Here is a 25,553-nt window from a genome sequence, read left to right as displayed (position 1 = left end):
AAAGGGGTTATTCGACCAGTCCGAACTCGCGGCCCAACTCGCGGTATTCGGCCACCTGCTTGTGGACCAGTGCCTGCAGGTCCGCGCCGCTCACGTACATCGGCAGCACGTCGCGGTCGACCATGTAGCGTTCGAATTCAGGTGAGGACTCTAGCTTGGCGAATGCCTCGCGCCACCATTGCACCTGTTCTTCAGGCACGTCCGGGCCTAGGAAGTAGCCGCGGATCAGTGGCCACTGGATCTCGTAACCCTGCTCGCGAGCGGTCGGGATCTCGGCCAGGTCGCCCGGCAGGCGCTCCTCGCTGAATACCGCCAGGGTGCGGATGTTGTTGCCTTTCTGCGAAGCGATTTCGCTGGCGCTGCCGGTGACCAGGTCGACGTGTTTGCCCATCAGTGCCATGTAGTGCTCGGAGCCACCTTCGAATGCGGCGTAGCGCAGTTCGCTCGGGTTGATGCCGGCAGCCTTGGCGAGCAGGGCGATCTTCATCCAGCCCTGGCCGCCAATGCTGCCGCCACCGCCGACGACGACGCTTTTCGGATCTTTCTTGAGCGCCTTCACCACGTCGTCGAGGTTCTTGTAGGGCGAGTCCTCACGCACCGCCAGGGTGCCGTAGTCGGTGCCGATGGTGGTCAGCCACTGTACTTCGTTCTCGTCGAAGCGCCCGTATTTGCCCAGTGCCAGATTGAGCAGTGAGGCGCCAGAGAAAGCCACCAGGGTGCCGGGCTCGTTACGGCGGTTGGCGACCACGGCGTTATAGGCTACCGCACCGATGCCGCCTGGCATGTAGGTGACGCGCATTGGCGACTTGAGCACGTCATTGTCCTTCATGCCGGCCTGGGCCAGCTTGCAGGTCAGGTCGAAACCGCCACCCGGCTTGCTGGGCGCAATGCACTCGGGGCGGTTGGGCTGTGCGGCATGGGTCTGCAGGCTGGTCATCAGCAGGGCGCCGGCAAGGGGCAGAAGAAGGCGGTGTTTGAGGTTTTTCATCGGTGTTTTACCTGTATTGGAGTTATTTGCAGGTGGTTCGCCGTATCACCAGATCGGCAGGGCGTAGCTCAGAATCAGGCGGTTCTCATCGATTCCCCGGGTGAAGTTGGCGCGGTAGGCCGCATTGCGCCAAGTGACGGTGAGGTTCTTCAGCGGGCCCTGGCTGAACGCATAGGCCAGGTCGGTATTGCGTTCCCACTCGGCACCGGTGCTGCCGTTGGCCAGGTCGATTCCACTGCCGCGTACGTAACGAGTCATGAAGGTCAGGCCAGGAATGCCCACCTTGCTGAAGTCGTAGTCGTAGCGCACTTGCCAGGAGCGCTCGTCAGGCCCGGCGAAATCGTTGATCTGCACGAAGTTGGTCAGATACGGCGTGGCGCCGTCTACATAAGTGAAGCCCTCGTCGCCTCGCATCTGCTGGTAGCCCAGGCCCAGCGCATGGCCGGCCAGGCTGTAGGTGAACATGGCGTTGTACGCCTGGTTGTCGATATTGCCGGCGCGGGCCTGGCCGCTTTCGCTGTTGTTGAAGTAACGCAGGTCGCTCTTCAGCTTGCCCGTGCCAAGGGGCAGGGTGTGCTGCAGGCCGAAGAAGTGCTGGCGGTAGATATCGGTGAGTTCGCCCTGGTGATAGCTGAGCTGGGTATTGGGCGTCAGGGCGTAATCGAGGCTGCCGAAACGCAGGTGGTCACTGCTTGGGCTGCCGCCAAAACGGCCGTTCTTGTTGTTCAGGGCCAGCTTCTCGGAGCCTGATACGTCGCGCTGCACGACGCGGGAAATCTGCCCGAAGGAAGCGGTCAGGCGCTCGATGTCCTTGCTCTGCACCTGCCAGCCTTCGAAGGTCTGGGGCAACAGGCGGGCGTTGCTGAACTGCAAGGTGGGCATCTTCGGCATCAGGGTGCCGACCTTGAGCACGCTGTCGGCGACGCGCACCTTGGCGGTCAGGCCAAGCTTGCTGTAGTCGTCCTCGGCACGTCGTTGGCTGTCGCGCGGCAGCAGGTCGGTGCCGGAGCGATCGGGTGAGGAATCGAGCTTGACGCCGAGCATGGCCAGTGCGTCGAGGCCGACACCAACGGTGCCGCTGGTGTAGCCGGACTCCATGTTGAGGATGAAGCCCTGGGCCCATTCTTCGCGCTTGTTTTGCCCCGGACCGTCGCGGAAGTCGCGGTTGAGGTAGAAGTTGCGCAGTTCCAGGTTGGCCTTGCTGTCTTCGATGAAGCCATCGGCCAGCGCCGTGTTGACGGCCAGTGGCAGGCTGGCCAGAACGAAAGCGGGGGTGACGGCGGCGTGAAACAGGTTCTTTGTTGTCATTATTATTTACTCGTGGTGCAGCGTTGGTTGGCGTCAGTTCTTGCGGGGCGTGCCTCTCAGGGCCTGCGGCACGTACACGTCGCCGGCGAACAGGCGGCGTGCGGTGCGAACCAGAGAGGCCTGCATGCTGTGCGGTTGCGCGTCTTCGCCGGGTGCCAGTGACACTTCGATCTCGCCGCCCGGATGTTCCAGGCGTACCAGTGCCGCGCCGGTGATGGGAGCGATGTCGAACGCCACGCTGCCGGACAGTGCGCAGGCGGTGGCCAGGCCGATGGCGCCGGTGGCCGCGATCGAACGGTGGCAGTTGTGGGGCATGAAGTAGCGCGTCGACAGCGTGCCGCCCTTGCGCGGTTGGGCAAGCAGCACCGGCTTGGGAATCACCATCTGGCTGACGTCGCCCAGGCCCATGGCCGCGCCGGCTTGCAGGCGGATGCGCTCCAAGCGTTCGAGCAGGGCGGTGTCGGCATCCAGCTCGGCCGGGGTTTCGTAGCCGGTCTTGCCCAGCGCTTCGGCATGCACCAGCACCATGGGCATGGCCATGTCGATGCAGGTGACGGCGACGCCATCGAAGCTGTCGCGCACCTTGCCGGTGGGCAGCAACTGGCCGGTCTTGGCGCCGGCGGCATCGAGGAAAGTCAGCTTGATCGGCGCGGCGCTGCCGGGCACGCCATCGATGCAGGTATCACCTTCGTAGCGCACCTTGCCCTTGGGCGTCTGCACTTCCGAGTCGACCAGCGTATTGGTGTTGAGGTTGCGGATACGCACCCGGGTGACCGGTGTGCTGACGTTGACCAGGCCGTGCTCGATGGCGAACGGGCCGACCGCGCAGAGCATGTTGCCGCAGTTGGGCGCTGTGTCGACGCGGCGCTGATTGACCATGACCTGCACGAACAGATAGTCGACATCGGCGTCGGGATGGTCGGAGGTGCTGACGATGGCGACCTTGCTGGTCTGCGGGCTGCCGCCGCCGATGCCATCGATTTCCAGCTCGTGGCCGGAACCCATCACGTTGAGGAGCAGCTCGTCTCGTGCAGCGATATCGGTGGGCAGGTGGTTGGCCAGAAAGAACGGGCCGCGAGAGGTGCCGCCGCGCATCAGCACGCAGGGGATGGCTTGCATGATGTCTCCAGTGCAATAAATTTGCTTATTGTTGCTTTCCCTAAATGGTGGTTATCGCCGTTTGTTTTGTAAATTGCATATATTTTGTTTATTGATAATTTAGATGCATTAATGCGCCTGTGATGATCTTCCATTGGGTGCAAATCGCCAGATGTTGTTTAATGCACTAATCTGCGCTGAAAAATAAAAATATGAATTGATAGGTTTTTTGCATGAATTACGAACTTCAGGACCTGCGCGCCTTCGTCAAGATCGCCGAGTTCGGCAATTTTCACGAAGCGGCCAACGCCATCCATCTCTCGCAACCAGCCCTTACCCGACGCATGCAGAAGCTGGAGGAGGGGCTTGGCACCCAACTGCTGGATCGCACCACGCGGCGGGTCAGCCTCACGGCGGTCGGTCGTGATTTCCTGCCCAAGGCGCGGCGCCTGCTCGACGATTTCGAACGCTCGATTCTCGGTATTCGCGAACTGGCCGAGCGCCAGTCCGGCCAGGTGACGCTGGCGTGCATCCCCACCGCGGCGTTCTATTTCCTGCCTACGGTGATTCGCGATTTCAATCGTCAGTACCCGAAAATTCGCATCCGCATTCTAGACCTGAGTGCCCACGAGGGCCTGGAAGCGGTGCTGCGTGGCGAGGCGGATTTCGGCATCAACATGCTCAGTGGTCAGCACGCCGAGATCGATTTCACGCCGCTGGTCAACGAACCCTTCGTGCTGGCCTGCCGGCGCGATCACCCGCTGGCCGAACAGCCGCAAGTGGCCTGGCGTGAGCTGAGTGACTACCGCCTGATCGGCGTCGGGCGCTTGAGCGGCAACCGCGTCCTGCTCGATCATGGCCTCGCACACCTGGACTGGCGACCCAGCTGGTTCTACGAGGTTCAGCACCTGTCCACGTCCCTGGGCATGGTCGAGGCCGGGTTGGGCATCGCCGCCATGCCGAGCCTGGCGATGCCGGTCGAGGATCACCCGATACTGGTGCAGCGTCCGCTGGTCGACCCGGTGATCAGCCGTACCCTGGGCCTGGTGCGGCGCCATGGTTCCTCGCTGTCCCCGGCCGCCGAGCAGTTCGTCGATACCCTGCTCAAGCAGTGGCCTGGCTACACCGCACTGGGCACCGACAAGCCTGCGTAAGCCATCGCGAGATCAGTTGGCGAAATTGCATTCAAGAACAGCGCTGCCCACGGGTGGCGTTTTTTGAGCGGAATCTTGCCGATTTTTTTGTCAATGGACAGCCTGTTTTGTTGATTGGATCAGCGCCATATGGCCACAGCGATGTATTCGCTGATGACAGTTGTCACGATGGTCATTTTCTTAAATTTGCAGATATACCAAGATTTTAAGCGCTATCTTGACGGCTTTCGTGCGATTAAGCGTTTCGCACGCAGCTAATCAAAGAGTTCTTTTGATGCGCATGGCGCATTAAATTCTGAAATCTTTGCATTTGATGGAATTGTCAGCGCGTGTGACTCTTTTGCTCAAGGCATCAATCGGCCTGATTGATCAGTACAAGAGAGAAAGTCATGCGAATCCCCTGTGTGCTCATGCGCGGAGGCACCTCCAAAGGGCCGGTTTTCCTTGCCAGCGACTTGCCTGAGTCGATTGACGAGCGAAACGAAGTGCTGCTGTCTGTAATGGGGGCAGGGCATGAACTGGAGATCGACGGCATCGGGGGCGGCAGCCCGCAGACCAGCAAGGTCGCCATCGTCAGCCCGTCCAGCCACCCGGACGCGGATGTCGATTACCTCTTCGTGCAGGTCATGGTGTCCCAGCGCCGTGTGGATACCGCGCCGAACTGCGGCAACATGCTGTGCGCCGTCGGCCCGTTCGCCATCGAGCAGGGCCTGATCAAGGCCGGCTCGTCGACCACCGAAGTGCGTATTCGCAACCTCAACACCGGCACCTTCGTCTGCTCGAAAGTGCAGACTCCGGGCGGTGTGGTCACCTATGCCGGCAATACCCGCATCGACGGCGTACCGGGCGTTGCCGCGCCCATCGAGCTGACCTTTCTGGACGCGGCGGGTAGCAAGACCGGCAAGCTGTTCCCCACCGGCAACACCCGCGACAGTTTCGATGACGTGCAAACCACCTGCATCGACATGGCCATGCCGATGGTGTTGATCGACGCCGCCAGCCTGGGCAAGTCCGGCCAGGAATCACCCGCCGAGCTGGACGCCGACAGTGCCTTTCTCGCCCGTCTCGAGTCGATCCGCCTGCAGGCGGGCCTGGCCATGGGCCTGGGCGACGTCAGTGAAAAAGTCATTCCCAAGCCGGTCCTGCTGGCGCCTGCATCGGCAGGCGGCACCATCCAGGTCCGTTACTTCATGCCTCACAACTGTCATCGCGCCCTGGCGATCACCGGTTCGATCGGTCTGGCGACTGCCTGCGTCAGCCCGAACACCGTGGCCGCCGACCTGCTGGGTCTCGATGACAACGCAGAGCGCCTGGATCACGTACGCATCGAGCACCCGAGCGGGTCGATCGAAGTCGCGTTGGCGTACGTGGGTGAAAACGGCCAGACGATCCGTGCCTCCGTGGTACGCACCGCCCGTCGGCTGTTTTCCGGAGAGGTACACGCCCCGGAAGGGCAACGTCTGGCCGGTTGAGCGACCGGCCCGCACGAAAATTTGCGCATCCGAACAATTTCTATAAATGGGTGATGCCTGATGAAAGTCGTCAGATCGTTATATTTCCAGATCCTCTGCGCCGTGCTGCTGGGCGTACTGGTCGGGCACTTCTGGGCGCAGCAAGCCACTGCTCTCAAACCACTGGGCGATGCCTTTATCAAGCTGGTGAAGATGATGATCGCGCCCGTGGTGTTCTGCACCATCGTCACCGGCATCGCCGGCATGACGGAGAAAAGCGCGCTTGGCCGCCTGATGGGCAAGACCCTGGGGCTGTTTCTCGGCCTGACCGTACTCAGCCTGCTGATCGGCCTGTGCGCGGTCTACCTGTTCCAGCCGGGCGTGGGCATGAACGTCGACCCCAGCAAGCTGAGCACAGCAGGGCTGTCGCAGTACACCGATTCGGCGGCCAAGCTCGGCGTGGTCGAATTCTTCATGCACATCATCCCCAACACGTTCATGGGCGCATTCGCCGAAGGTGAGGTGCTGCCGGTGCTGTTCATCGCCGTGCTGTCGGGCTTCGCCCTGTCGTCGATCGGCGAGGCGGGCAAGCCGGTGCTCGACGTGCTCGAAGCCGCTTCGAAGATGGTCTTCAAGATCTTCTCGTACCTGATGCGCTTCGCGCCGATTGGCGCCTTTGGCGCCATCGCGTTCACCGTCGGCCAGTACGGCATCACCTCGCTGGGCTCGCTGGCCAAGCTGATCATGACGCTGTACATCGCCTGCGCGTTCTTCGTCTTCGTGGTGCTCGGCAGCCTGTGCCGCCTGTACGGCTTCAGCCTGTGGAAACTGCTGCGCTATTTTCGCGAAGAGTTCCTGGTGGTGCTCGGCACCTCGTCGACCGAGCCGGTATTGCCGCGCATGCTGGAAAAACTCCAGGCCCTGGGTTGCCGCAAGTCGGTGGTCGGCCTGGTGCTGCCGACCGGCTACTCGTTCAACCTCGACGGCACGGCCATTTACCTGTCCCTGGCTGCCGTGTTCATTGCCCAGGCCTGCAACATCGACCTGTCGCTCACCCAGATCGTCACCATGCTGGCGGTGATGCTGCTCTCCTCGAAAGGCGCCGCCGGCGTCACCGGTAGCGGTTTCGTGGCGCTGGCCTCGACCCTGTCGGTGATGCACGACCTGCCGCTGGCCGGCCTGGCGCTGTTGATCGGCATCGACCGCTTCATGTCCGAAGCCCGTGCGCTCACCAGCCTGGCCAGTAACGCAGTGGCCACCGTGGTGGTGTCGATTTCCGAAGGCGCCTGTGATCGTCGCACGCTGCACGCCGTGCTCGACGAACGCCCGCAGCCGCCAGGCGCAGAGCAGCAGCCCGGCTGGCAGCCGGCCGCCCCCGCCGAGTCGCCGTTGAAGTGAAGGCCAACTAAAATTCTGCCGCGCCGGCTGTATCGGCGCGGCATCCGACGCTCGTCTCAATAACAATACAAGAGAGAATTCAGATGCTCGCTCTACTCGGGTTGGCGATGGTGGTCGTGTTCACCTACATGATCATGTCCAAGCGCATGTCGCCCATCGTGGCACTCACCTTCATTCCCATCGTCTTCGCCATTGCTGGTGGCTTCGGTGATTCCACCGGCAAGATGATTCTCGACGGTCTGAAGATGGTCGCGCCGTCGGCAGCGTTGCTGCTGTTCGCGATCCTGTTCTTCGGCCTGATGATCGACACCGGCCTGTTCGACCCGCTGATCCGCGTGATCCTGCACAAGGTCAATGGCGACCCGGTGAAGATCGCCGTCGGTACCGCGCTGCTGTCGCTGACCGTGGCCTTGGACGGCGACGGCACCACCACCTACATGATCACCTGCGCGGCGATGTTGCCGCTATACCGGCGCATCGGCATGAACCCGATGATTCTCGCCACGGTATCGATGCTGTCGCTGAGCATCATGAGCGGCATGACTCCCTGGGGCGGCCCGGCCACCCGTGCCATCGCCGCTCTGGGGCTGGACGCCTCCGAGTACTTCATCCCGCTGCTGCCAACCATGGCCGCCGGCGCCGCGTGCGTGGTGCTGATCGCCTACATCCTCGGTCGCAAGGAGCGTGCTCGCATCGGCAATACCGAGCTGCAGACCGGCGGCGGTGATTGCTACATCAAGGAAATTCTTGGTGATCAGCCTTACAAGCGCCCGCGCTTCGTGTGGATCAACCTGTTGCTGGTGGTGGCGGTGATGACCGCTCTGGTAATGGGCCTGGCCCACGCCGCGGTGCTGTTCTTGGTCGGTTTCGTGATCGCTCTGATGATCAACTACCCGCAACTCGACATCCAGAAAGAGCGCATCCTGTCCCACGCCGGCAATGCCATGACCGTGGTGCTGCTGGTGTTCGCCGCTGGCGTGTTCGCCGGGATCTTTTCGGGCACCAAGATGGTCGACGCGCTGGCACAGAGCATCGTCGACATGATCCCGCCATCCTGGGGGCACCTGTTCCCGATGGTGGTGGCGATCACCAGCATGCCGCTGACCTTCGTGCTGTCCAACGATGCCTATTACTTCGGCGTGGTGCCGATCCTGGCGAAGGCGGCAGCGGCCTATGGCATCAGCCCACTGGAAATCGCCCGTGCGTCGATCCTCGGCCAGCCGGTACACCTGATGAGCCCGCTGGTTGCGTCCACGCTGCTGCTGGTCGGCATGGTCGACAAGGACATCGGCGACTTCCAGAGGGCTACGGTCAAGTGGGCGGTGCTGCTGTCCCTGGCCATCACCTTCGTGGCGGTGATCACCGGGGCCATTTCCTTCATGGTGTGATCGGGCGCTAAGCGGCTTTGCACGGATGGCTGCCCTCGGGCAGCCATTTTCGTTCATGGACGGCCGTTCATCCGCCTGTCGGCGGGGTCGAACGCCAGGCCGCTTCGGTCAGTCGTTTGCATATCAATCACCGAGCGGAGCGAACGCGATGTCCATATCTGATAAACAAGGCAGCAGTAACGTCCAGGGTTGGGAGCGCGCGCTGTCCATCGGCAGCGGTATCGCCATGGCCCGCGGCGGCCTCAAGCGCGGTGGCGTGCTCGGCCTGATGCGCGCAGCATTCGGCGGCATGCTGGTGGCTCGCGGTCTGAGTGGGCACTGCCGGCTCAAGAGCATCATGGAAGACGCCCGCTCGATGCGCCCCGAAGTGGACCGCATCACCGATACCGTGAGCCGCCTGGAAGGCGAGATCGCCGAGCGGGTCAAGCCGGTCGTCAAGAAAGTCACCGACGGCGTTTGATACGCTGCAACCCCGCACCGCCCCGCCTGATCGGGGCGGTTTCGCGGCGAGGAGATCCCATGAGCAATTCCTATAGCGCCACAGCCCCGACATCCGCCGAGGTGCAGGCGATGCCCGCTATGACCGTGCTCGAGTTCGGTACCGACTGGTGCGGTCATTGTCAGGCTGCTCAGCCGCTGCTGGCCAAGGTGCTGGCGGATTACCCCGAAGTGCGCCACCTGAAAATCGAGGATGGCAGTGGCCGGCCCTTGGGGCGTTCCTTCCGGGTCAAGCTGTGGCCGACGCTGGTGCTGCTGCGCGATGGCGTGGAGGTCACTCGCCTGGTGCGGCCTACCAGCGACAGCGTGATCGAAGAGGCACTCGAGCAACTGGTCGGCGAGGGTTGAACTCGTCACTTTCCCTGAATTTTCCCGCTGTGGGGCGAGTCCACCAGATAGACCCACAGCGGAGACCATCATGAGCACATCCAAGCAATCGCCCACGCCCCAGGAGATCGACGACATGGAGGATCGCATGGGGTCGATCGAGCAGCTCGACTTCAGCGACCGCCAGGATGATCGCGAAGGGCGCATCGGCGACCGTCGTCCAGCCGACGAGGTGCAACACGAATACCCCGACGAGCGTGTCCGCGAAGCCGGGCAGAGCGGCGGCGAAACCCTCAGGGAAGGCCGCCATGAAGATGGCGTGAGCATGGACGACCTGAGCCCGGAAACTCTGATCGACGATTCCGGTGCCCGTTCGCCACACGAGCGCGGTGACGATAAACCGGCTGATCGTGACCTGAGCATCGTGGGCGAAGGTGATATCGGCGCCGGTGAAGGCCTCGATGAAGAAGAGATGGCGCGTCGTCGCCCCCTCGATGGCGTGCCGTGGGACGGCAAGCCGCAGCCCTGAATCAATCGAAGGCATGGCCGTGAAGGCCATGCCTTTTTAATTTCAGTCAGGTGGTACCGATCGATTTGACAGCCCTGCATTTGCAGGCTTACGTTTACGTAAAGGTAATTATCGGTTGGCCTCCCACCATGAGTGTTTCCCACAGCATTTCCGATCTTGCCCAGGAGCTGGGCGTCACCACCCGCACCATTCGTTTCTACGAGGAGCAGGGCATGCTCGCGCCCGAGCGGCGTGGCCAGGAGCGCATCTACAGCGCCCGGGACCGGGTGACGCTGATGCTGATTCTGCGTGGCAAGCGCATTGGTTTCTCCCTGGCCGAGTGCAAGGAATTGATCGACCTCTATGATCCGGCTGGCGGCAACCGCAAGCAGCTCGACCACTTTCTGGAAAAGATCGCCGAGCGGCGCGAGCACCTGGCCCGCCAACTGCTGGATATCCAACAGATGCAGCGCGAGCTCGATACCGCCGAGCAGCGCTGCCTGACGGCTTTGAAGGAGATTCCCGTCACCGCCTGATCGCCACCCTTTGACCCATCCAACAACTACAACAATGGAGCGTCGTGAGATGAACACCCTGCCAGGACTGAATTTCTTCCTCGGTGAGGAAATCGACATGCTGCGCGATGCGGTCGCCGGTTTCGCCGCCAAGGAAATCGCCCCGCGCGCTGCCGAAGCCGACCGCAACGATCAGTTTCCCATGGACCTATGGCGCAAATTCGGCGACATGGGCCTGCTCGGCCTGACCGTCAGCGAGGAATACGGCGGCGCCGGCATGGGCTACCTGGCACATATGGTCGCCATGGAGGAAATCTCCCGCGCTGCCGGTGGCATCGGCCTGTCCTACGGGGCCCATTCCAATCTTTGCGTCAACCAGATCAACCGCAATGGCAGCGACGAACAGAAGTGCCGCTTCCTGCCCAAGCTGATCAGCGGCGACCATATCGGCGCACTGGCCATGAGCGAGCCCAACGCCGGCTCCGACGTTGTGTCGATGAAGCTGCGCGCCGACCGCAAGGGCGATCGTTACGTACTCAACGGCAGCAAAATGTGGATCACCAATGGCCCGGACTGCGACGTGCTGGTGGTCTACGCCAAGACCGATCCGGCCGCTGGCGCCAAAGGCATGACCGCGTTCATTGTCGAGAAGGGCAGCCAGGGTTTCTCGGTAGCTCAGAAACTCGACAAGCTCGGCATGCGCGGCTCGCACACTGGCGAGCTGGTGTTTCAGGACGTCGAGGTGCCGGCCGAGAACGTGCTGGGCGGCGTCGGCGAGGGCGCGCGGGTGCTGATGAGTGGCCTCGATTACGAACGCGCCGTGCTGTCCGGTGGGCCGCTGGGGTTGATGCAGGCCGCCATGGATGTGGTGGTGCCCTACGTTCACGACCGCAAGCAGTTCGGCCAGAGCATCGGCGAGTTCCAGCTCATCCAGGGCAAGCTCGCCGACATGTACACCACTCAGCAGGCTTGCCGCGCATACCTGTACGCCGTCGGCAAGCAGCTCGATGCGTTGGGCCGTGAGCACGTGCGCCAGGTGCGCAAGGACTGCGCCGGGGTGATTCTCTACGCCGCCGAGAAGGCCACCTGGCTGGCCGGCGAAGCGATCCAGATCCTCGGTGGCAACGGCTATATCAACGAGTTTTCGGTCGGCCGCCTGTGGCGCGACGCCAAGCTTTACGAGATCGGCGCCGGCACCAGCGAGATCCGCCGCATGCTGATCGGCCGCGAGCTGTTCAACGAAACGGCTTGATCGGAGCACCTCGTTTTTCTGTTTCAGGACACCGTTAACGCTCAGTGCGTTTTTAACGGTGTCCGTCAGTCGGAGCCGCACCATGGCAACCCTGCACACGCAACTCAACACGCGTTCCAGCGAGTACGCCGCCAACCGCGAGGCGATGCTCGCTCAGGTCGATGAGCTACGCACCTTGTTGGCCCACACCCGCGAGGGCGGCGGTGCCAAGTCCCAGGAGCGGCACACCGCGAAGGGCAAGCTGCTGCCGCGCGAGCGCATCGACCGGCTGCTCGATCCCGGTTCGCCGTTTCTGGAAATCGGCGCGCTGGCCGCTTATCAGGTGTATGACGAAGAGGTCGCCGCCGCCGGGGTGATTGCCGGCATCGGCCGGGTCGAGGGCGTCGAGTGCATGGTCATCGCCAACGACGCCACGGTGAAGGGCGGCAGCTACTACCCGTTGACCGTCAAGAAGCACCTGCGCGCCCAGGCCATCGCCCTGGAAAACCGCCTGCCGTGCATTTATCTGGTGGATTCCGGTGGCGCCAACCTGCCGCGCCAGGACGAGGTATTTCCCGATCGCGAGCACTTCGGACGGATTTTCTTCAACCAGGCCAACATGAGCGCCCAGGGCATTGCGCAACTCGCCGTTGTGATGGGCTCGTGCACCGCCGGCGGTGCTTACGTGCCGGCGATGAGCGACGAGACCATCATGGTGCGCGAGCAGGCGACCATCTTTCTCGCTGGCCCGCCGCTGGTGAAGGCCGCCACGGGTGAGGTGGTCAGCGCCGAGGAACTGGGCGGCGCCGATGTGCATTGCAAGACCAGCGGTGTGGCCGACCATTACGCCGAGAACGACGAACACGCCCTGGCCCTGGCGCGGCGCTGCGTAGCCAACCTCAACTGGCGCAAGCTCGGCCAGTTGCAGGTGCAAACGCCGCTGGCGCCGCGTCATGCTGCCGATGAGCTGTACGGGGTGATTCCCGCCGACGCCAAGCAGCCGTTCGACGTGCGCGAGGTAATCGCGCGGATCGTCGACGACTCGCAGTTCGATGAATTCAAGGCGCTGTTCGGCACCACTCTGGTGTGCGGCTTCGCGCACCTGCACGGCTACCCGATCGCCATCCTGGCCAACAATGGCATCCTGTTCGCCGAGGCTGCGCAGAAGGGCGCGCACTTCATCGAACTGGCCTGCCAGCGAGGCATCCCGTTGCTGTTCCTGCAGAACATTACCGGCTTCATGGTCGGCAGGAAATACGAGGAGGGCGGCATCGCCAAGCACGGCGCCAAGCTGGTCACCGCGGTGGCCTGCGCCAGGGTGCCGAAGGTCACGGTGATCATTGGCGGCAGCTTCGGTGCCGGTAACTACGGCATGTGCGGCCGCGCCTACGACCCACGCTTCCTGTGGATGTGGCCCAACGCGCGGATCGGCGTGATGGGCGCCCAGCAGGCCGCTGGCGTGCTGGTGCAGGTCAAGCACGAGCAGGCGCAGCGCGCCGGCCAGGTGTTTTCCGCCGAAGACGAGCAGCGCCTCAAACAGCCCATCGTCGAACAGTACGAGCGCCAGGCCCATGCCTTCTATTCCAGCGCACGGCTGTGGGACGACGGCGTGATCGACCCGGCGCAAACTCGCGATGTGCTGGCCCTGGCGATTTCCGCCAGCCTCAATGCGCCCATCGAGCCGACACGCTTCGGCGTGTTCCGCATGTAGCCCGGCCGAGGATCGAGCAATGACCGACTTCAATACCCTCGAACTGCACATCGACCCGCGTGGCGTCGCCACGCTGTGGCTGAACCGCCCGGACAAGCACAACGCCTTCAATGCCGAGATGATCGCGGAGCTGATCCAGGCCCTGCACCAACTGGCCGCCGACGACAGCCTGCGCTTCGTGATTCTGCGCGGGCGCGGCAAGCACTTTTCTGCTGGCGCGGATCTGGCCTGGATGCAGGCCTCGGCCAAGCTGGATTACGCCGCCAACCTGCACGACGCCCATGAGCTGGGCGAGTTGATGAGCCTGCTCTATCACCTGCCGTGCCCGACCCTCGCGGTGGTGCAGGGTGCGGCGTTCGGCGGTGCGGTAGGCCTGACCGCCTGTTGCGATATCGCCATCGGAGCCAGTGACGCGCTGTTCAGCCTCTCCGAAGTGCGCATCGGCCTGGCGCCCGCGGTGATCAGCCCTTTCGTTGTGCAGGCCATCGGCGAGCGGGCGGCACGCCGTTATGCCCTGAGCGCCGAGCGTTTCAGCGGTGAGCGGGCGCGAGAGCTGGGCCTACTCGCCGAGTGCTATCCACAGGCCGAGCTGGAGAGCGAGCTGGAGCAGTGGATCGCCACGCTGCTGCTCAACAGCCCGCAGGCCATGCGCGAAACCAAGGCGCTGCTGCACGGCGTCGGCAGCGGCGTGCTGAGCGACGCCCTGCGCCAGCGCACGGAAAGCGTGATCGCCGGCATCCGCATCAGCGAAGAAGGGCAGGAGGGGCTCAACGCCTTTCTGCAGAAACGCACACCCGCCTGGCAGGCTCAGTCATGAAAACCATCACCACACTGCTGATCGCCAACCGTGGCGAAATCGCCTGCCGGGTCATGCGCACCGCCAAGGCGCTGGGGCTTACTACCGTGGCGGTACACAGCGCCATTGACCGCAGCGCCCGCCACGTACGCGAAGCGGACATCGCCATCGACCTGGGCGGCGCCAAGCCCGGCGACAGCTACCTGCTCATGGACAAGGTCATCGAGGCTGCAAGAGCCAGTGGCGCCGAGGCCATTCATCCCGGCTACGGCTTCCTGTCCGAGAACGCCACCTTCGCCCGCAAGCTCGAAGCCGCCGGGCTGATCTTTCTCGGCCCACCGGCCAGCGCCATCGACGCCATGGGCAGCAAGTCGGCGGCCAAGGCGCTGATGGAGGCCGCCGGCGTGCCGCTGGTGCCCGGCTACCACGGCGATGATCAGGACGTGGAGACCTTCCGCCGTGCTGCCGAGCAGATCGGCTACCCGGTGTTGCTCAAAGCTACGGCTGGCGGCGGCGGCAAGGGCATGAAGATCGTCGAACGCGAGGGCGACCTGGCCGACGCCCTGGCCTCGGCGCAGCGAGAAGCGCAGTCGGCGTTCGGCGATGGGCGCATGCTGGTGGAGAAATACGTGCTGCAACCGCGTCACGTGGAGATCCAGGTATTCGCCGACGGGCATGGCAACTGCCTGTACCTCAACGAGCGCGACTGCTCGATCCAGCGCCGCCATCAGAAGGTGGTCGAAGAGGCCCCAGCGCCCGGGCTTACGCCCGAACTGCGCCGCGCCATGGGTGAGGCCGCGGTACGGGCCGCCCAGGCCATCGGCTACGTGGGCGCCGGCACCGTGGAATTCCTGCTCGATGCCCGCGGCGATTTCTTTTTCATGGAGATGAACACCCGCCTGCAGGTCGAGCACCCGGTGACCGAAGCGATCACCGGCCTCGACCTGGTCGCCTGGCAGATTCGCGTGGCCCGTGGCGAGCCGCTACCGATCAGCCAGGAACAGGTGCCGCTGCTGGGTCACGCCATCGAAGTGCGCCTGTACGCCGAGGATCCCGAAGGTGGCTTCCTGCCGGCCAGTGGGCATCTCGACCTGTACCGTGAGCCCGCGGCGGGGCCGGGGCGGCGGGTCGACAGCGGTGTGGCGCAGGGCGACGAGGTATCGCCGTTCTACGACCCGATGCTGGCCAAGTTTATCGCCTGGGGTGAGAACCGTGAGCAAGCGCGGCAGCGGCTGCTGGCCATGTTGGCCGAAACGCTGGTGGGGGGCTTCAAGACCAACCTGGCGTTTCTGCAGCGCATCCTCGCTCACCCGGCGTTCGCCGCTGCCGAGCTGGATACCGGCTTTATCGAACGGCATCAGGCGCAGTTGCTGCCGCCTGCGCAGGAACTGCCGGATGCCTTCTGGCAGCAGGCGGGTGCCGCCTTGCTGGCCACCGATGCGGATCGCCAGCGAGCCGATGATCCGTTCTCGCCTTGGGCAGCACGTAATGCCTGGCGCAGCGCCTTGCCTGCTATCACGCCGATGACGCTGACGTGTGGCGAGGTCACCCGTTGCGTACACGTCGAGCCGGTAGCCGCGCCGAAAAACGCGGTGCGTGAAGGCGATACGTTGTACCTGCGCTGGGGCGTGGAGTGGCTGGCGGTGGGTCGTTTCGATCCGCTTGCCGCCGCCGCGGCCAACACCGCGCACCAGGGCGGGCTCACCGCGCCCATGAACGGCAGCATCGTGCGCGTACTGGTTGCGCCTGGCCAATCCGTCGAGACGGGCGCCGCGCTGGTGGTGCTGGAGGCCATGAAGATGGAGCACAGCGTTCGTGCGCCCCAGGCCGGCACCATCAAAGCCATTTACTGCGCCGAGGGCGAGTTGATCGCCGAGGGATCGGTGCTGGTCGAGCTGGAGGCACAGCCATGAGCCTGCCCCGGCGTGTTCGCCTGGTGGAAGTCGGCCCCCGTGACGGATTGCAGAACGAGAAGCAGCCGATCAGCGTGACCGACAAGATACGCCTGGTCGATGACCTGAGCGCCGCCGGGCTTGGCTATATAGAAGTCGGCAGTTTCGTGTCGCCCAAATGGGTACCGCAGATGGCCGGCAGCGCCGAGGTGTTCGGCGGCATCGCCCAACACCACGGCGTCACCTATGCGGCGCTGACGCCCAATCTGCAGGGCCTGCAGGCGGCGCTGCAGGCCGGCGTGCGCGAGGTGGCGGTGTTCGCCGCGGCGTCGGAGGCCTTCTCGCAGCGCAACATCAATTGTTCCATCGCCGAGAGCCTGAAGCGCTTCGAACCGTTGATGGACGCGGCTCGGCAGCATGGCGTGCTGGTGCGCGGCTATGTGTCCTGCGTGCTCGGTTGCCCGTACGAGGGCGCCATCGCCGCCGAACAGGTGGCGGCGGTAGCGGGCGAGTTGCAGGCCATGGGCTGTTACGAGGTGTCCCTGGGCGACACCATCGGCGTGGGCACCGCGGCTGGTGTGCGGCGGTTGTTCGAGGTGGTGGGCCGGCGAGTACCGCGTGATCGCCTGGCCGGGCATTTTCACGACACTTACGGACAGGCATTGGTCAACATCTATGCCAGCCTCCTGGAAGGCATCGCGGTATTCGATGCATCGGTGGCTGGGCTTGGCGGCTGCCCCTACGCCGAGGGGGCGACCGGCAACGTGGCCAGCGAGGACGTGCTCTATCTGCTGCAGGGGCTCGGCATCGAGACCGGGGTGGATTTGCCGCGGCTGATCGAGGCGGGGCAGCGCATCAGCCGCGTGCTCGGGCGGGAGTCCGCCTCGCGGGTCGCCCGAGCGCGTTCCCGGGCAGGCCATCAGTGAACTTCTGCGAGCAGAAAAACTCTTACCGGCTAGTCAGTTACGTCGCTGTTTCGCGAGATCGGCGCGGCGTGCTGAACGATCAGGTTGGCTTCGATGCCACCGTTCGCCACTTCTCGCAGAGCGCGTGTGATCTGCCTGGATAAATCCAGGCGCCGCGGCTTGCGTTGACACACTCACACACCCTAAGCTCGCGCCTTCACTCGATAGCCCTAGGGCGCAGCGGACAAGGAATCAGCATGAAACAGCATCGTTTGGCAGCAGCGATCGCCCTGGTGGGCCTGGTGCTCGCCGGTTGTGATTCGCAAACCAGCGACGTAAAACTGGAAACTCCGGCGCAGAAGGCGTCCTACGGTATCGGTCTGAACATGGGCAAGAGCCTGGCTCAGGAAGGTATGGATGACCTGGATCCGAAGGCCGTCGCCCAAGGCATCGAAGACGCCATCGGCAAGAAAGAACAGCGCCTGAAGGACGAAGAGCTGATCGAGGCCTTTGCCTCTCTGCAGAAGCGTGCCGAAGAGCGCATGACCAAGATGAACGAAGAAGCTGCCGCAGCTGGCAAGAAATTCCTCGAAGAGAACGGCAAGCGTGACGGCGTCACCACCACCGCTTCGGGCCTGCAGTACGAAGTGGTCAAGAAGGCCGATGGCGCTCAGCCCAAGGCTGATGACGTGGTTACCGTTCACTACGAAGGTAAGCTTACCGACGGCACCGTGTTCGACAGCTCCATCGAGCGTGGTACCCCGATCGACCTGCCGGTTGGCGGCGTGATCCCGGGTTGGGTCGAAGGTCTGCAACTGATGCACGTCGGCGAGAAGGTCAAGCTGTACATCCCGGCCGAACTGGCCTACGGCGCCCAGAGCCCGAGCCCGGCCATTCCCGCCAACTCGGTACTGGTGTTCGACCTCGAGCTGCTGGGCATCAAGGACCAGAACGCTCAGGAGCAAGCCGCTCCGCAAGCACCTGAGGCCGCTCCGGCCAAGTAAGCGTCAGTTGCTTGAAACAACGCCCCGCCTGTCGGGGCGTTGTCGTTTCTGGGCGGGTTCCTAATCGCAAAAAACAGGAATTGCAAGCCTTGACAGCGCGGTTATGCACACTGCGACAAAGCTTCTTATTCAGTTGGTCAGGTTTTTAACGAAATCTTTTGATTTTTTTAACTAATTGATTTAGCAAGGTTTTATCGGCTGGATAAAAAATGTCCGATCTGTGGCGAGGCCGCACGACAGGGGGCTTTGGTAAGCTAATCCCATAACTGTTCACAAGGTTATCCACAGCTACGGTGGATAACCACAGACAGCCCAGCAGCAGTGCGGGCTGACGAGGAGTGGTCATGAAAGCACCGTGGAATTTTGCCCGTTACCTGCCCGTCGCCCAGCGCTTCCTCAAGCGGGGTCGTCTGCCGGCATTGCTGCTCGCCGTGACCCGCAAGAGCGGGGGCGGGGCGCGCAGCCTGTCATCGCTGAAAGGCGACCTGAGCTTGCTGCAGGAGCTGTGCGTGGCCTGGTGGCGCGGTAGCTACCGGGCGATCAACCCCCAGGCGCTGGTGGCGATCGTGGCCGGGCTGATCTACTTCGTGTCGCCACTCGACGCCATTCCCGATTTCATTCCGGGCCTCGGTCTGATCGACGACCTGGCGGTACTGGCCTGGGTGATGAAAACCTGGGGCGGCGAGCTGGACGCGTTCCGCGCCTGGCGCGACGCCCAGGATCGGGAAACCCGCGAGGCCATCGCCAAGCTGCCGGTGGCCGAGCGGGTAACCTGAGCGAAACGGGTCATCAGGCGCTGAAGCCACCGTCCAGGGTCAGCGCAGCGCCGGTTACCAGGCCCGCCTCGCTGCCTGCAAGCCACGCCACCATGCCGGCGATCTCGTCGCTGCGGGCATGACGCTTGATCGCCATGAAACTGTGCATCAATTCGTTCAGCGGCCCGTCGGCGGGGTTCATGTCGGTGTCGGTCGGGCCCGGTTGCACCACGTTCACGGTGATGCCGCGAGGCCCGAAGTCGCGAGCCAGACCCTTGGCCATGCCGGTCAGCGCTGCCTTGCTGGCGCCATAGGCGGCGACGCCCTGCATGGGCGCGCGGTCGGCGATGTTCGAACCGATGAAGATGATCCGCCCGCCGTCCGGCATTTGCCGCGCCGCGCTGATGGCAGCGTGGTACGGTGCCTGAATGTTGATGGCGAAGAGTCGGTCGATGGCGTCGGCATCCAGTTCCAGCGGGTCGCCGGCGATGAAGATGCCGGCGTTGACCACCAGCACGTCGATGGCGCCCAGTTTTTCGATGCCCGCGATCAGGGCCTGGCGGTCGGCGCTGTCGAGTTGCACGGCGGTGCTGCCGGTTTCCTCGGCGAGCCGCAGGGCCGGCGCCGCCGAACTGGCGTAGGTGAAGGTGACCTGTGCGCCATCACGGGCGAAGCGGCGCACCAGGGCGGCGCCGATACCGCGGCTGCCGCCGAGGACGAGAACGGATTGGCGATTCGAGTGGGACATGGGCTGAGCTCCTGTCAGAAGGTTTAGGTCAATGGCCGGCGACGAGCACGTCGCTGCGACGCTGGCCGGAAGGGAAACCGTGCTGGCTGGCCGCCGAGGCGATCCACAGGGCGATCAGTAGCAATGCCAGCATCGTCCAGGGGAATACGCCGACGCCGAACTGACCCAGCAGCAGGCCACCACTGAGGCCGGCAGCGGCGATGGCGCTGTTCCAGATCACCACGTTCATCGACATCGCCACGTCGGCGCCGGGGCCGGCGGCATCGGCCAGGGCCGTCTGCAACAGCGTCGCGGCGCCGCCGAAGGTCAGCCCCCAGACGAACACGCCGGCATACAGCACGGTGGCCGATTGGGCATACAGGCCGAACAGCAGGGCGACCAGGGCGAAGGTGGCGAGGCTGGTGATCACCGCCTGGCGCAGATGGCGGTCGACCAGGCGGCCGGTGATCCAGATGCCGATCAGTGCGGCGACCCCGAATGCCAGCAGCACGATATCGACCTGGCTGCCCAGCCCGGCTGGGGCGACGAAGGGCGCGATGTAGGTGTAGAGCATGTTGTGGGCGAGCATCCAGGTCAGCACCACGGCCAGTACCGGGCGCACGCCTGGCGTCAGCAATACCGCCCGCAGGGGCACACGCTGGGTACGCGCCTGGCCGGGATAGTCCGGTACTTTGGCCAGTACCCAGACGATCAGCCCGATGCTCAGCAGCGACATCAATCCGAACGCCGTGCGCCAGCCCACCGCGCCACCGAGCCAGGTGCCGATAGGCACGCCGAGGGACAGCGCGATGGGCGTGCCGACCATGGCCAGCGCCAGAGCGCGCCCCTGTTGAGGCGCGGCGACCATGCGCCGGGCATAACCGGCGATCAGGCTCCAGGCCAGGCCCGCCGCCATGCCGGCGAAGAAACGTGCGACCAGGGTCAGCACGTAGTTCGACGACCAGGCCGTGATCGAGTTGAACAGCAGAAAGCCAATGATCGCCAGCAACAGCGCGTTGCGCCGCCGCCAGCCCTGGGTGGCGATGGTCAGCGGAATCGCCGCCAGCAGCGAGCCCAGGGCATAGAGGGTCACCAACTGGCCGGCCAGGGCGGGAGATACGCCAAGGCCGGCGCTGATCTGTGGCAGCAGGCCCGCCGGCAGGGTTTCGGTGAGGATGCAGATGAAGCCGGTCATCGCCAGGGCAAGTAGCGCAGACAAGGGCAAGGCGTCGGGTTTCGTGGAGTCGGTCATGGGGGAGTGCTCATTTATGTATCGTTCGGTACAAATGTAGGCTTGTCGGCTCCCAGTGGTCAATGACTTTTGTATCGACTAGTATTTAAGTCGTCAGGCAGGAGGATCCACATGGCACAGATGGGGCGCCCACGCACATTCGATCGGCAGGCGGCACTGGTACAGGCAATGCACCTGTTCTGGGAGCACGGCTACGAAGCCACTTCCTTGAGTCAGCTGAAGGCCGGCATCGCTGGCGGCATTTCCGCGCCCAGCTTCTACGCCGCGTTCGGTTCCAAGGAGGCCCTCTACAAAGAGGCGATGGCGCTGTACATGCAAACCCATGGCAGGGTCACCGAAAGTCTGTTCGACAGCGCGCTGCCGGCTCGCGAGGCCGTCGAGCTGGCGCTACGTCGCTCGGCCAGGATGCAGTGCGAGGCCGGCCACCCACGCGGCTGCATGGTGGCGCTCGGGGTGATCGGCGTGTGCACGCCGTTGGAAGGGGCGACGCTGCCGGGTGAGAACCGTCAGCGTACGCGAGAAGGGCTGAGCGACTGCATCACACGGGCCATCGCTGCGGGTGAGCTGGCTGGCGATACCGATGTCGCGGCGTTGACCTCGGTGTTCGACAGTTTTCTGCTGGGGCTCTCGACCCTGGCCCGCGATGGGGTCGAGCACGCCGCGCTGGACGCGGCGGTCACCCAGGTCATGAAGGTCTGGGACGGGTGTCGCGCGTAACGGCCAGGGCCGCACGCGCCTGATGCAGGGCCGGGGGTATTCAGTCGCGCTCGAGCAGCAGCGCCACACCCTGGCCACCGCCGATGCACAGGGTCGCCAGGCCTCTTCTGGCATCGCGCTTGAGCATTTCGTGGAGCAGGGTGACCAGCACCCGGCAACCGGAGGCGCCAATCGGGTGGCCGAGGGCGATGGCGCCGCCGTTGACGTTGACCTTTCCGGCATCCCAGCCCAGCTCCTTGCCGACCGACAGGGCCTGGGCGGCGAAGGCTTCGTTGGCTTCGATCAGGTCCAGCTGATCCAGCGTCCAGCCGGCTTTCTCCAGGCTGCGGCGGGTGGCCGATACCGGGCCGATGCCCATGATCGACGGGTCGACGCCGGCGTTGGCGTAAGCCTTTATCCGCGCGAGCACCGGCAGGCCAAGCGCCTCGGCCTTGTTGGCGCTCATCAGCAGCACCGCCGCGGCGCCGTCATTGAGGCTCGAGGCGTTGCCGGCGGTCACGCTGCCGTCCTTCTTGAATGCGGGCTTGAGCTTGGCCAGGGTTTCGGCCGTGGTGCCGGCGCGCGGCTGTTCGTCGGTGGCGAAGGACAGGGGTTCGCCCTTGCGCTGGGGAATCAGGATCGGGGTGATCTCGTCGGCGAAGCGCCCGGCCTCGATGGCGGCGATGGCCTTCTGCTGTGAAGCGGCGGCGAAGGCGTCCTGCTCCTCGCGGCTGATGGCGTATTTGTCCACCAGGTTCTCGGCAGTGATGCCCATGTGGTAGTCGTTGAAGGCATCCCACAGGCCGTCGCTGATCATCGTGTCGACCAGTTGCCCGTGGCCCATGCGCAACCCGGTGCGGGCCTTGGGCAGCACGTAGGGCGCCAGGCTCATGTTTTCCATGCCGCCGGCGATGATCACCTCGGCATCACCGCAGCGGATCGCCTGGGCGCCGAGATGCAGGGCCTTGAGGCCGGAGCCGCAGACCTTGTTGAGGGTCAGTGCAGGCACCGCGTGGGGCAGGCCAGCTTTGATGGCCGCCTGACGCGCGGTGTTCTGGCCGGCGCCGGCAGTCAGCACATGGCCAAGGATCACTTCGTCGACCTGTGCGCCATCCAGACCGGTCTGCTCGAGCAGCCGGCGGATCACCGCGGCGCCCAGATCGGTGGCCGGCACATCGGCCAGCGCTCCCTGGAAGCTGCCGATGGCGGTGCGGGTGGCTGCGACGATGACGACTTCTTGCATGACGTTCTCCTGACCAGGTAGGCGGATGTTTTTATTGGCTGGTACGATCCTGACGCCGCCTCAGCCGCCATGCAAGTCCAGGATTTCCGATTGGTTGCATCGATAATGGCGTGTGTGACGGCGCGTGCTGTGCAGCGAAGCGGCGTGCTAGATTCCGGGCGTCATCAACCCATCAGGAGCATTCTCATGGCTGAATCCCGTGCAACGGTCACCACCGAACAGGGGCTGCGCTGCCTGACCCGCCTGTGCCGGCACTGGAGCCACAAGTTCCAGGTGAGCTTCGACGAGCAGCGCGGCGAGATCGTCTTCGACCCGGCGCGCCTTGTCCTGACCCGCTTCGAGGGCGGCCTGACGGCGGTCATCGAGGCGCCAGATACCGACACGCTCGATCATCTCGAGCCCGTGGTGGCCGACCATATGCAGCGCATGGTGGCCGACGAAACCCTGCAGATAGACTGGCAGCGCTGAGCGTCCTGGCGCCTCACTCCCGAGAGCGGCGAACGTGCTGGTAGACTAGGCGGCTTTGAACGCCATCCTGGATCGTCAATGGATCGTCCCGTCTTTCGTCGCACCTTCCTTCACCCGCGGTTCTGGCCGCTGTGGGCCGGGCTCGGCCTGCTGTGGCTGACCGTGCAACTGCCCTACGGCGCGCTGCTGCGCCTGGGCCGTGGCCTGGGCTGGCTGATGTATCACACGGCAGGCTCGCGTCGGCGCATCGCCACGCGCAACCTGGAACTGTGCTTCCCGCACATGCCGGCAGACAAGCGCGAGTGTCTGCTCAAGGAGAATTTCGCTTCCACCGGCATCGCCTTCTTCGAGATGGCCATGAGCTGGTGGTGGCCGCGCCACAAGCTGGCGCGCCTGGCCCACATCGAGGGCATCGAGCACCTGCAGCAGGCCCAGGCACAAGGGCAGGGCGTGATTCTCATGGCCGTGCACTTCACCACCCTGGAAATCGGCGCCGCCTTGCTCGGCCAGGTGCACACCATCGACGGCATGTACCGTGAGCACGGCAACCCGGTGTTCGATTTCGTGCAGCGCCGCGGCCGCGAACGCCATAACCTGGACGCCACCGCCATCGAACGCGAGGATGTGCGGGCGATGATCAAGGTACTGCGCGCCGGCAGAGCGATCTGGTACGCACCCGATCAGGATTATGGCCGTAAGCAGAGCCTGTTCGCGCCGCTGTTCGGCATCCAGGCGGCGACCGTCACGGCCACCACCAAGTTCGCGCGCCTCGGCCGCGCCATCGTGTTGCCGTTCACCCAGATGCGTCTGCCTGATGGCGGCGGCTATCGTTTGACCATCCACCCGCCGCTGACCGATTTCCCCGGTGAGAACGAAGAGGCCGATTGCCTGCGCGTCAACCAGTGGGTCGAACAGGCGATCGTCACGTGCCCCGAGCAGTATCTGTGGGCGCATCGGCGCTTCAAGACCCGTCCAGAAGGCGAGCCCAAGCTCTACTGACCACCCGAACCGGAATCGACGCAATGAAGCAGGACGCTAGCGGCAACCCGGCTACCACCGGGCTCATCCTTTCCGGCGGTGGCGCACGGGCCGCCTACCAGGTCGGTGTGTTGTCGGCGATCGCCGAGCTACTGCCCGAGGAGTCGTCGCACAATCCCTTTCCGGTCATCGTCGGCACCTCGGCGGGGGCCATCAACGCCGTCAGCCTGGCCTGCGGGGCGCTGCACTTTCGCGAGGCGGTCAAGCGCCTGAGCAGCGTGTGGCGCAGCTTTCATACCGATCAGGTGTACCGCAGCGACTGGCCCGGCGTGCTGCGTCAGGCCAGCCGCTTCATCGGCCACAGCATGCTCGGCCTCGGCAAGCAGGTGCCGGTGGCGCTGCTCGACAGCTCGCCGCTGGCCAAGCTGCTCGAACGGGAACTGGATTTCTCCGGCATCGCCGCTGCGGTTCGCCATCGCCAGTTGCGCGCCGTGGCGGTGACCGCGTTCGGTTACGAGTCGGCCCAGGCGGTGACCTTCTATCAGGGCCGCGCAGCCATCGATCCCTGGTTCCGCCATCGTCGGGTCGGCGTGCCAACGCGCCTGGCGTTGCCGCACCTGCTGGCCAGCACGGCGATTCCGCTGATCTTCGAACCGGTGAAGATCAACCGCGAATACTTTGGCGACGGCGCCGTGCGGCAGATGGCGCCGATCAGCCCGGCTCTGCACCTGGGCGCGACCAAGGTGCTGGTGGTGGGCGTAAGCGGCAACCCGGTCGGCAACCAGGCCGGCGGTGCACCGGCGCCGGTACCGGGCGGCGTGCAGCCGAGCCTGGCGCAGATTGCCGGGCATATGCTCAACAGCACCTTCATCGATAACGTGGAAAGCGACATCGAATTGCTCGAACGCCTCAACCAGCTGGGCCGCCTGGTGCCCGCCGAGCAGCGCAGTCGCACCTACGGGCTCACCCCGGTGGAAGTGCTGGTGATCTCGCCGAGCCAGCCGCTGGACGTGATCGCCGCGCGTCACCGCCGCGAAATGCCGGCGGCGCTGCGCCTGTTCCTGCGCGGCCCCGGCGCGACCCGCGATGGCGGCGGCGGGGTGCTCAGCTACCTGCTGTTCGAGCCGGGTTACTGCAGCGAACTGATCGAACTGGGCTACCAGGACGCCATCGCCAAGAAAGCGCAGATCCAGGCGTTTCTCGGTCTGGTGCCTGCTGCTACGGGGTGAGCCGTCGAACCTGGGTATCGTTTCGCTCAACCC

The 25,553-nt window shown here is 64.3% G+C and carries 25 protein-coding genes; 19 read left to right on the top strand and 6 right to left on the bottom strand.

The features are described from left to right. Positions 1–7: 7 nt before the first annotated feature. Genes BVH06_RS05250 through BVH06_RS05240 form a run of 3 tightly spaced genes read right to left on the bottom strand, consistent with a single transcriptional unit; the run spans position 8 to position 3,415 of the window. A complete protein-coding gene (locus BVH06_RS05250; RefSeq protein WP_075933444.1) occupies positions 8–988 on the bottom strand; it encodes a tripartite tricarboxylate transporter substrate binding protein in 981 nt (326 codons plus the stop codon). Positions 989–1,033: 45 nt separating this feature from the next. Next, complete coding sequence (locus tag BVH06_RS05245; protein WP_075931945.1) at positions 1,034–2,296, bottom strand: OprD family porin; 1,263 nt, start codon at positions 2,294–2,296, stop codon at positions 1,034–1,036. Between the two features lie 33 nt (positions 2,297–2,329). Next, positions 2,330–3,415 carry a 4-oxalomesaconate tautomerase gene (locus tag BVH06_RS05240; protein ID WP_075933443.1) on the bottom strand — a complete coding sequence of 362 codons (1,086 nt, stop codon included), beginning with the start codon at positions 3,413–3,415 and terminating at the stop codon, positions 2,330–2,332. Between the two features lie 212 nt (positions 3,416–3,627). On the opposite strand from BVH06_RS05240, the gene BVH06_RS05235 reads away from it, so the two are divergent. From BVH06_RS05235 to BVH06_RS05165, 15 genes are all read left to right on the top strand, one after another. Next, positions 3,628–4,548: a LysR family transcriptional regulator gene (locus BVH06_RS05235; protein ID WP_075931943.1), complete on the top strand. Its 921-nt coding sequence runs from the start codon at positions 3,628–3,630 to the stop codon at positions 4,546–4,548. A 389-nt stretch (positions 4,549–4,937) separates the two neighbouring features. Continuing rightward, positions 4,938–6,020: a 4-oxalomesaconate tautomerase gene (locus BVH06_RS05230; protein WP_075933442.1), complete on the top strand. Its 1,083-nt coding sequence runs from the start codon at positions 4,938–4,940 to the stop codon at positions 6,018–6,020. A 60-nt stretch (positions 6,021–6,080) separates the two neighbouring features. Further along, positions 6,081–7,397 carry a dicarboxylate/amino acid:cation symporter gene (locus BVH06_RS05225; RefSeq protein ID WP_075931941.1) on the top strand — a complete coding sequence of 439 codons (1,317 nt, stop codon included), beginning with the start codon at positions 6,081–6,083 and terminating at the stop codon, positions 7,395–7,397. 59 nt (positions 7,398–7,456) lie between these two features. Continuing rightward, positions 7,457–8,785, top strand: a complete 1,329-nt coding sequence (locus tag BVH06_RS05220) for a CitMHS family transporter (RefSeq protein WP_371915267.1) — start codon at positions 7,457–7,459, stop codon at positions 8,783–8,785. 148 nt (positions 8,786–8,933) lie between these two features. Continuing rightward, positions 8,934–9,245, top strand: a complete 312-nt coding sequence (locus tag BVH06_RS05215) for a YgaP-like transmembrane domain (RefSeq protein WP_075931939.1) — start codon at positions 8,934–8,936, stop codon at positions 9,243–9,245. A gap of 59 nt (positions 9,246–9,304) precedes the next feature. Further along, positions 9,305–9,631: a thioredoxin family protein gene (locus tag BVH06_RS05210; protein WP_075931938.1), complete on the top strand. Its 327-nt coding sequence runs from the start codon at positions 9,305–9,307 to the stop codon at positions 9,629–9,631. A 70-nt stretch (positions 9,632–9,701) separates the two neighbouring features. Further along, positions 9,702–10,139, top strand: a complete 438-nt coding sequence (locus BVH06_RS05205; protein ID WP_075931937.1) for a phosphotransferase system, HPr-related protein — start codon at positions 9,702–9,704, stop codon at positions 10,137–10,139. Positions 10,140–10,267: 128 nt separating this feature from the next. Continuing rightward, positions 10,268–10,654 (top strand): MerR family DNA-binding transcriptional regulator, encoded by a 387-nt coding sequence (locus tag BVH06_RS05200; RefSeq protein WP_075931936.1) that lies wholly within the window; start codon positions 10,268–10,270, stop codon positions 10,652–10,654. Positions 10,655–10,703: 49 nt separating this feature from the next. After that, a complete protein-coding gene (locus BVH06_RS05195) occupies positions 10,704–11,885 on the top strand; it encodes an isovaleryl-CoA dehydrogenase (RefSeq protein WP_075931935.1) in 1,182 nt (393 codons plus the stop codon). Between the two features lie 82 nt (positions 11,886–11,967). Further along, on the top strand, positions 11,968–13,575 hold the full coding sequence (locus tag BVH06_RS05190; RefSeq protein ID WP_075933440.1) for a carboxyl transferase domain-containing protein: 1,608 nt from the start codon (positions 11,968–11,970) through the stop codon (positions 13,573–13,575). Between the two features lie 19 nt (positions 13,576–13,594). Beyond that, entirely contained in the window at positions 13,595–14,392 is a 798-nt protein-coding gene (locus BVH06_RS05185; RefSeq protein ID WP_075933439.1) for a gamma-carboxygeranoyl-CoA hydratase, read from the top strand. Beyond that, positions 14,389–16,284: an acetyl/propionyl/methylcrotonyl-CoA carboxylase subunit alpha gene (locus BVH06_RS05180; RefSeq protein WP_075933438.1), complete on the top strand. Its 1,896-nt coding sequence runs from the start codon at positions 14,389–14,391 to the stop codon at positions 16,282–16,284. Before BVH06_RS05185 ends, BVH06_RS05180 begins: the two co-directional genes overlap by 4 nt. Next, complete coding sequence (locus BVH06_RS05175; RefSeq protein ID WP_075933437.1) at positions 16,281–17,189, top strand: hydroxymethylglutaryl-CoA lyase; 909 nt, start codon at positions 16,281–16,283, stop codon at positions 17,187–17,189. The genes BVH06_RS05180 and BVH06_RS05175 overlap by 4 nt, the downstream gene beginning before the upstream one ends. A 236-nt stretch (positions 17,190–17,425) precedes the next feature. Beyond that, positions 17,426–18,172 carry an FKBP-type peptidyl-prolyl cis-trans isomerase gene (locus BVH06_RS05170; protein ID WP_075933436.1) on the top strand — a complete coding sequence of 249 codons (747 nt, stop codon included), beginning with the start codon at positions 17,426–17,428 and terminating at the stop codon, positions 18,170–18,172. Between the two features lie 344 nt (positions 18,173–18,516). Beyond that, positions 18,517–18,948 carry a YkvA family protein gene (locus BVH06_RS05165; RefSeq protein WP_075933435.1) on the top strand — a complete coding sequence of 144 codons (432 nt, stop codon included), beginning with the start codon at positions 18,517–18,519 and terminating at the stop codon, positions 18,946–18,948. 13 nt (positions 18,949–18,961) lie between these two features. Here BVH06_RS05165 and bdcA read toward each other — a convergent pair whose 3' ends face one another. Both bdcA and BVH06_RS05155 read right to left on the bottom strand, forming a co-directional pair. Then, a complete protein-coding gene (gene bdcA, locus BVH06_RS05160) occupies positions 18,962–19,675 on the bottom strand; it encodes an SDR family oxidoreductase (RefSeq protein ID WP_075933434.1) in 714 nt (237 codons plus the stop codon). Between the two features lie 28 nt (positions 19,676–19,703). Beyond that, a complete protein-coding gene (locus BVH06_RS05155; RefSeq protein ID WP_075933433.1) occupies positions 19,704–20,906 on the bottom strand; it encodes an MFS transporter in 1,203 nt (400 codons plus the stop codon). A gap of 111 nt (positions 20,907–21,017) precedes the next feature. Between BVH06_RS05155 and BVH06_RS05150 the strand changes: the two genes are divergently transcribed. After that, positions 21,018–21,623, top strand: coding sequence for a TetR/AcrR family transcriptional regulator (locus BVH06_RS05150; protein WP_075931926.1), 606 nt, complete (start codon positions 21,018–21,020; stop codon positions 21,621–21,623). A gap of 40 nt (positions 21,624–21,663) precedes the next feature. Here BVH06_RS05150 and BVH06_RS05145 read toward each other — a convergent pair whose 3' ends face one another. Further along, the gene (locus BVH06_RS05145) at positions 21,664–22,845 is read right to left on the bottom strand and encodes an acetyl-CoA C-acetyltransferase (protein WP_075931925.1); all 1,182 of its coding nucleotides are present in this window, start codon (positions 22,843–22,845) and stop codon (positions 21,664–21,666) included. A gap of 186 nt (positions 22,846–23,031) precedes the next feature. On the opposite strand from BVH06_RS05145, the gene BVH06_RS05140 reads away from it, so the two are divergent. From BVH06_RS05140 to BVH06_RS05130, 3 genes are all read left to right on the top strand, one after another. Beyond that, positions 23,032–23,313, top strand: coding sequence for a DUF2218 domain-containing protein (locus tag BVH06_RS05140; protein WP_075933432.1), 282 nt, complete (start codon positions 23,032–23,034; stop codon positions 23,311–23,313). A gap of 78 nt (positions 23,314–23,391) precedes the next feature. After that, complete coding sequence (locus BVH06_RS05135; protein ID WP_075933431.1) at positions 23,392–24,312, top strand: lipid A biosynthesis lauroyl acyltransferase; 921 nt, start codon at positions 23,392–23,394, stop codon at positions 24,310–24,312. A 23-nt stretch (positions 24,313–24,335) separates the two neighbouring features. Continuing rightward, positions 24,336–25,520: a patatin-like phospholipase family protein gene (locus BVH06_RS05130; protein ID WP_075933430.1), complete on the top strand. Its 1,185-nt coding sequence runs from the start codon at positions 24,336–24,338 to the stop codon at positions 25,518–25,520. The last annotated feature ends 33 nt before the right edge of the window (positions 25,521–25,553 follow it).

The organism is Pseudomonas sp. PA27(2017), assembly GCF_001945445.1.
Classification (GTDB): Bacteria; Pseudomonadota; Gammaproteobacteria; order Pseudomonadales; family Pseudomonadaceae; genus Aquipseudomonas.
Note: the sequence above shows the minus strand (reverse complement) of the source record. Positions and strands in the feature narration are given on the sequence as shown.

Excerpts from the sequence above, each read along its gene's own strand:
- BVH06_RS05250 (WP_075933444.1), bottom strand. The coding sequence starts at position 988 with ATGAAAAACCTCAAACACCGCCTTCTTCTGCCCCTTGCCGGCGCCCTG.
- BVH06_RS05245 (WP_075931945.1), bottom strand. The coding sequence starts at position 2,296 with ATGACAACAAAGAACCTGTTTCACGCCGCCGTCACCCCCGCTTTCGTT.
- BVH06_RS05240 (WP_075933443.1), bottom strand. The coding sequence starts at position 3,415 with ATGCAAGCCATCCCCTGCGTGCTGATGCGCGGCGGCACCTCTCGCGGC.
- BVH06_RS05235 (WP_075931943.1), top strand. The coding sequence starts at position 3,628 with ATGAATTACGAACTTCAGGACCTGCGCGCCTTCGTCAAGATCGCCGAG.
- BVH06_RS05230 (WP_075933442.1), top strand. The coding sequence starts at position 4,938 with ATGCGAATCCCCTGTGTGCTCATGCGCGGAGGCACCTCCAAAGGGCCG.
- BVH06_RS05225 (WP_075931941.1), top strand. The coding sequence starts at position 6,081 with ATGAAAGTCGTCAGATCGTTATATTTCCAGATCCTCTGCGCCGTGCTG.
- BVH06_RS05215 (WP_075931939.1), top strand. The coding sequence starts at position 8,934 with ATGTCCATATCTGATAAACAAGGCAGCAGTAACGTCCAGGGTTGGGAG.
- BVH06_RS05210 (WP_075931938.1), top strand. The coding sequence starts at position 9,305 with ATGAGCAATTCCTATAGCGCCACAGCCCCGACATCCGCCGAGGTGCAG.
- BVH06_RS05205 (WP_075931937.1), top strand. The coding sequence starts at position 9,702 with ATGAGCACATCCAAGCAATCGCCCACGCCCCAGGAGATCGACGACATG.
- BVH06_RS05200 (WP_075931936.1), top strand. The coding sequence starts at position 10,268 with ATGAGTGTTTCCCACAGCATTTCCGATCTTGCCCAGGAGCTGGGCGTC.
- BVH06_RS05195 (WP_075931935.1), top strand. The coding sequence starts at position 10,704 with ATGAACACCCTGCCAGGACTGAATTTCTTCCTCGGTGAGGAAATCGAC.
- BVH06_RS05190 (WP_075933440.1), top strand. The coding sequence starts at position 11,968 with ATGGCAACCCTGCACACGCAACTCAACACGCGTTCCAGCGAGTACGCC.
- BVH06_RS05185 (WP_075933439.1), top strand. The coding sequence starts at position 13,595 with ATGACCGACTTCAATACCCTCGAACTGCACATCGACCCGCGTGGCGTC.
- BVH06_RS05180 (WP_075933438.1), top strand. The coding sequence starts at position 14,389 with ATGAAAACCATCACCACACTGCTGATCGCCAACCGTGGCGAAATCGCC.
- BVH06_RS05175 (WP_075933437.1), top strand. The coding sequence starts at position 16,281 with ATGAGCCTGCCCCGGCGTGTTCGCCTGGTGGAAGTCGGCCCCCGTGAC.
- BVH06_RS05170 (WP_075933436.1), top strand. The coding sequence starts at position 17,426 with ATGAAACAGCATCGTTTGGCAGCAGCGATCGCCCTGGTGGGCCTGGTG.
- BVH06_RS05165 (WP_075933435.1), top strand. The coding sequence starts at position 18,517 with ATGAAAGCACCGTGGAATTTTGCCCGTTACCTGCCCGTCGCCCAGCGC.
- bdcA (WP_075933434.1), bottom strand. The coding sequence starts at position 19,675 with ATGTCCCACTCGAATCGCCAATCCGTTCTCGTCCTCGGCGGCAGCCGC.
- BVH06_RS05155 (WP_075933433.1), bottom strand. The coding sequence starts at position 20,906 with ATGACCGACTCCACGAAACCCGACGCCTTGCCCTTGTCTGCGCTACTT.
- BVH06_RS05150 (WP_075931926.1), top strand. The coding sequence starts at position 21,018 with ATGGCACAGATGGGGCGCCCACGCACATTCGATCGGCAGGCGGCACTG.
- BVH06_RS05145 (WP_075931925.1), bottom strand. The coding sequence starts at position 22,845 with ATGCAAGAAGTCGTCATCGTCGCAGCCACCCGCACCGCCATCGGCAGC.
- BVH06_RS05140 (WP_075933432.1), top strand. The coding sequence starts at position 23,032 with ATGGCTGAATCCCGTGCAACGGTCACCACCGAACAGGGGCTGCGCTGC.
- BVH06_RS05135 (WP_075933431.1), top strand. The coding sequence starts at position 23,392 with ATGGATCGTCCCGTCTTTCGTCGCACCTTCCTTCACCCGCGGTTCTGG.
- BVH06_RS05130 (WP_075933430.1), top strand. The coding sequence starts at position 24,336 with ATGAAGCAGGACGCTAGCGGCAACCCGGCTACCACCGGGCTCATCCTT.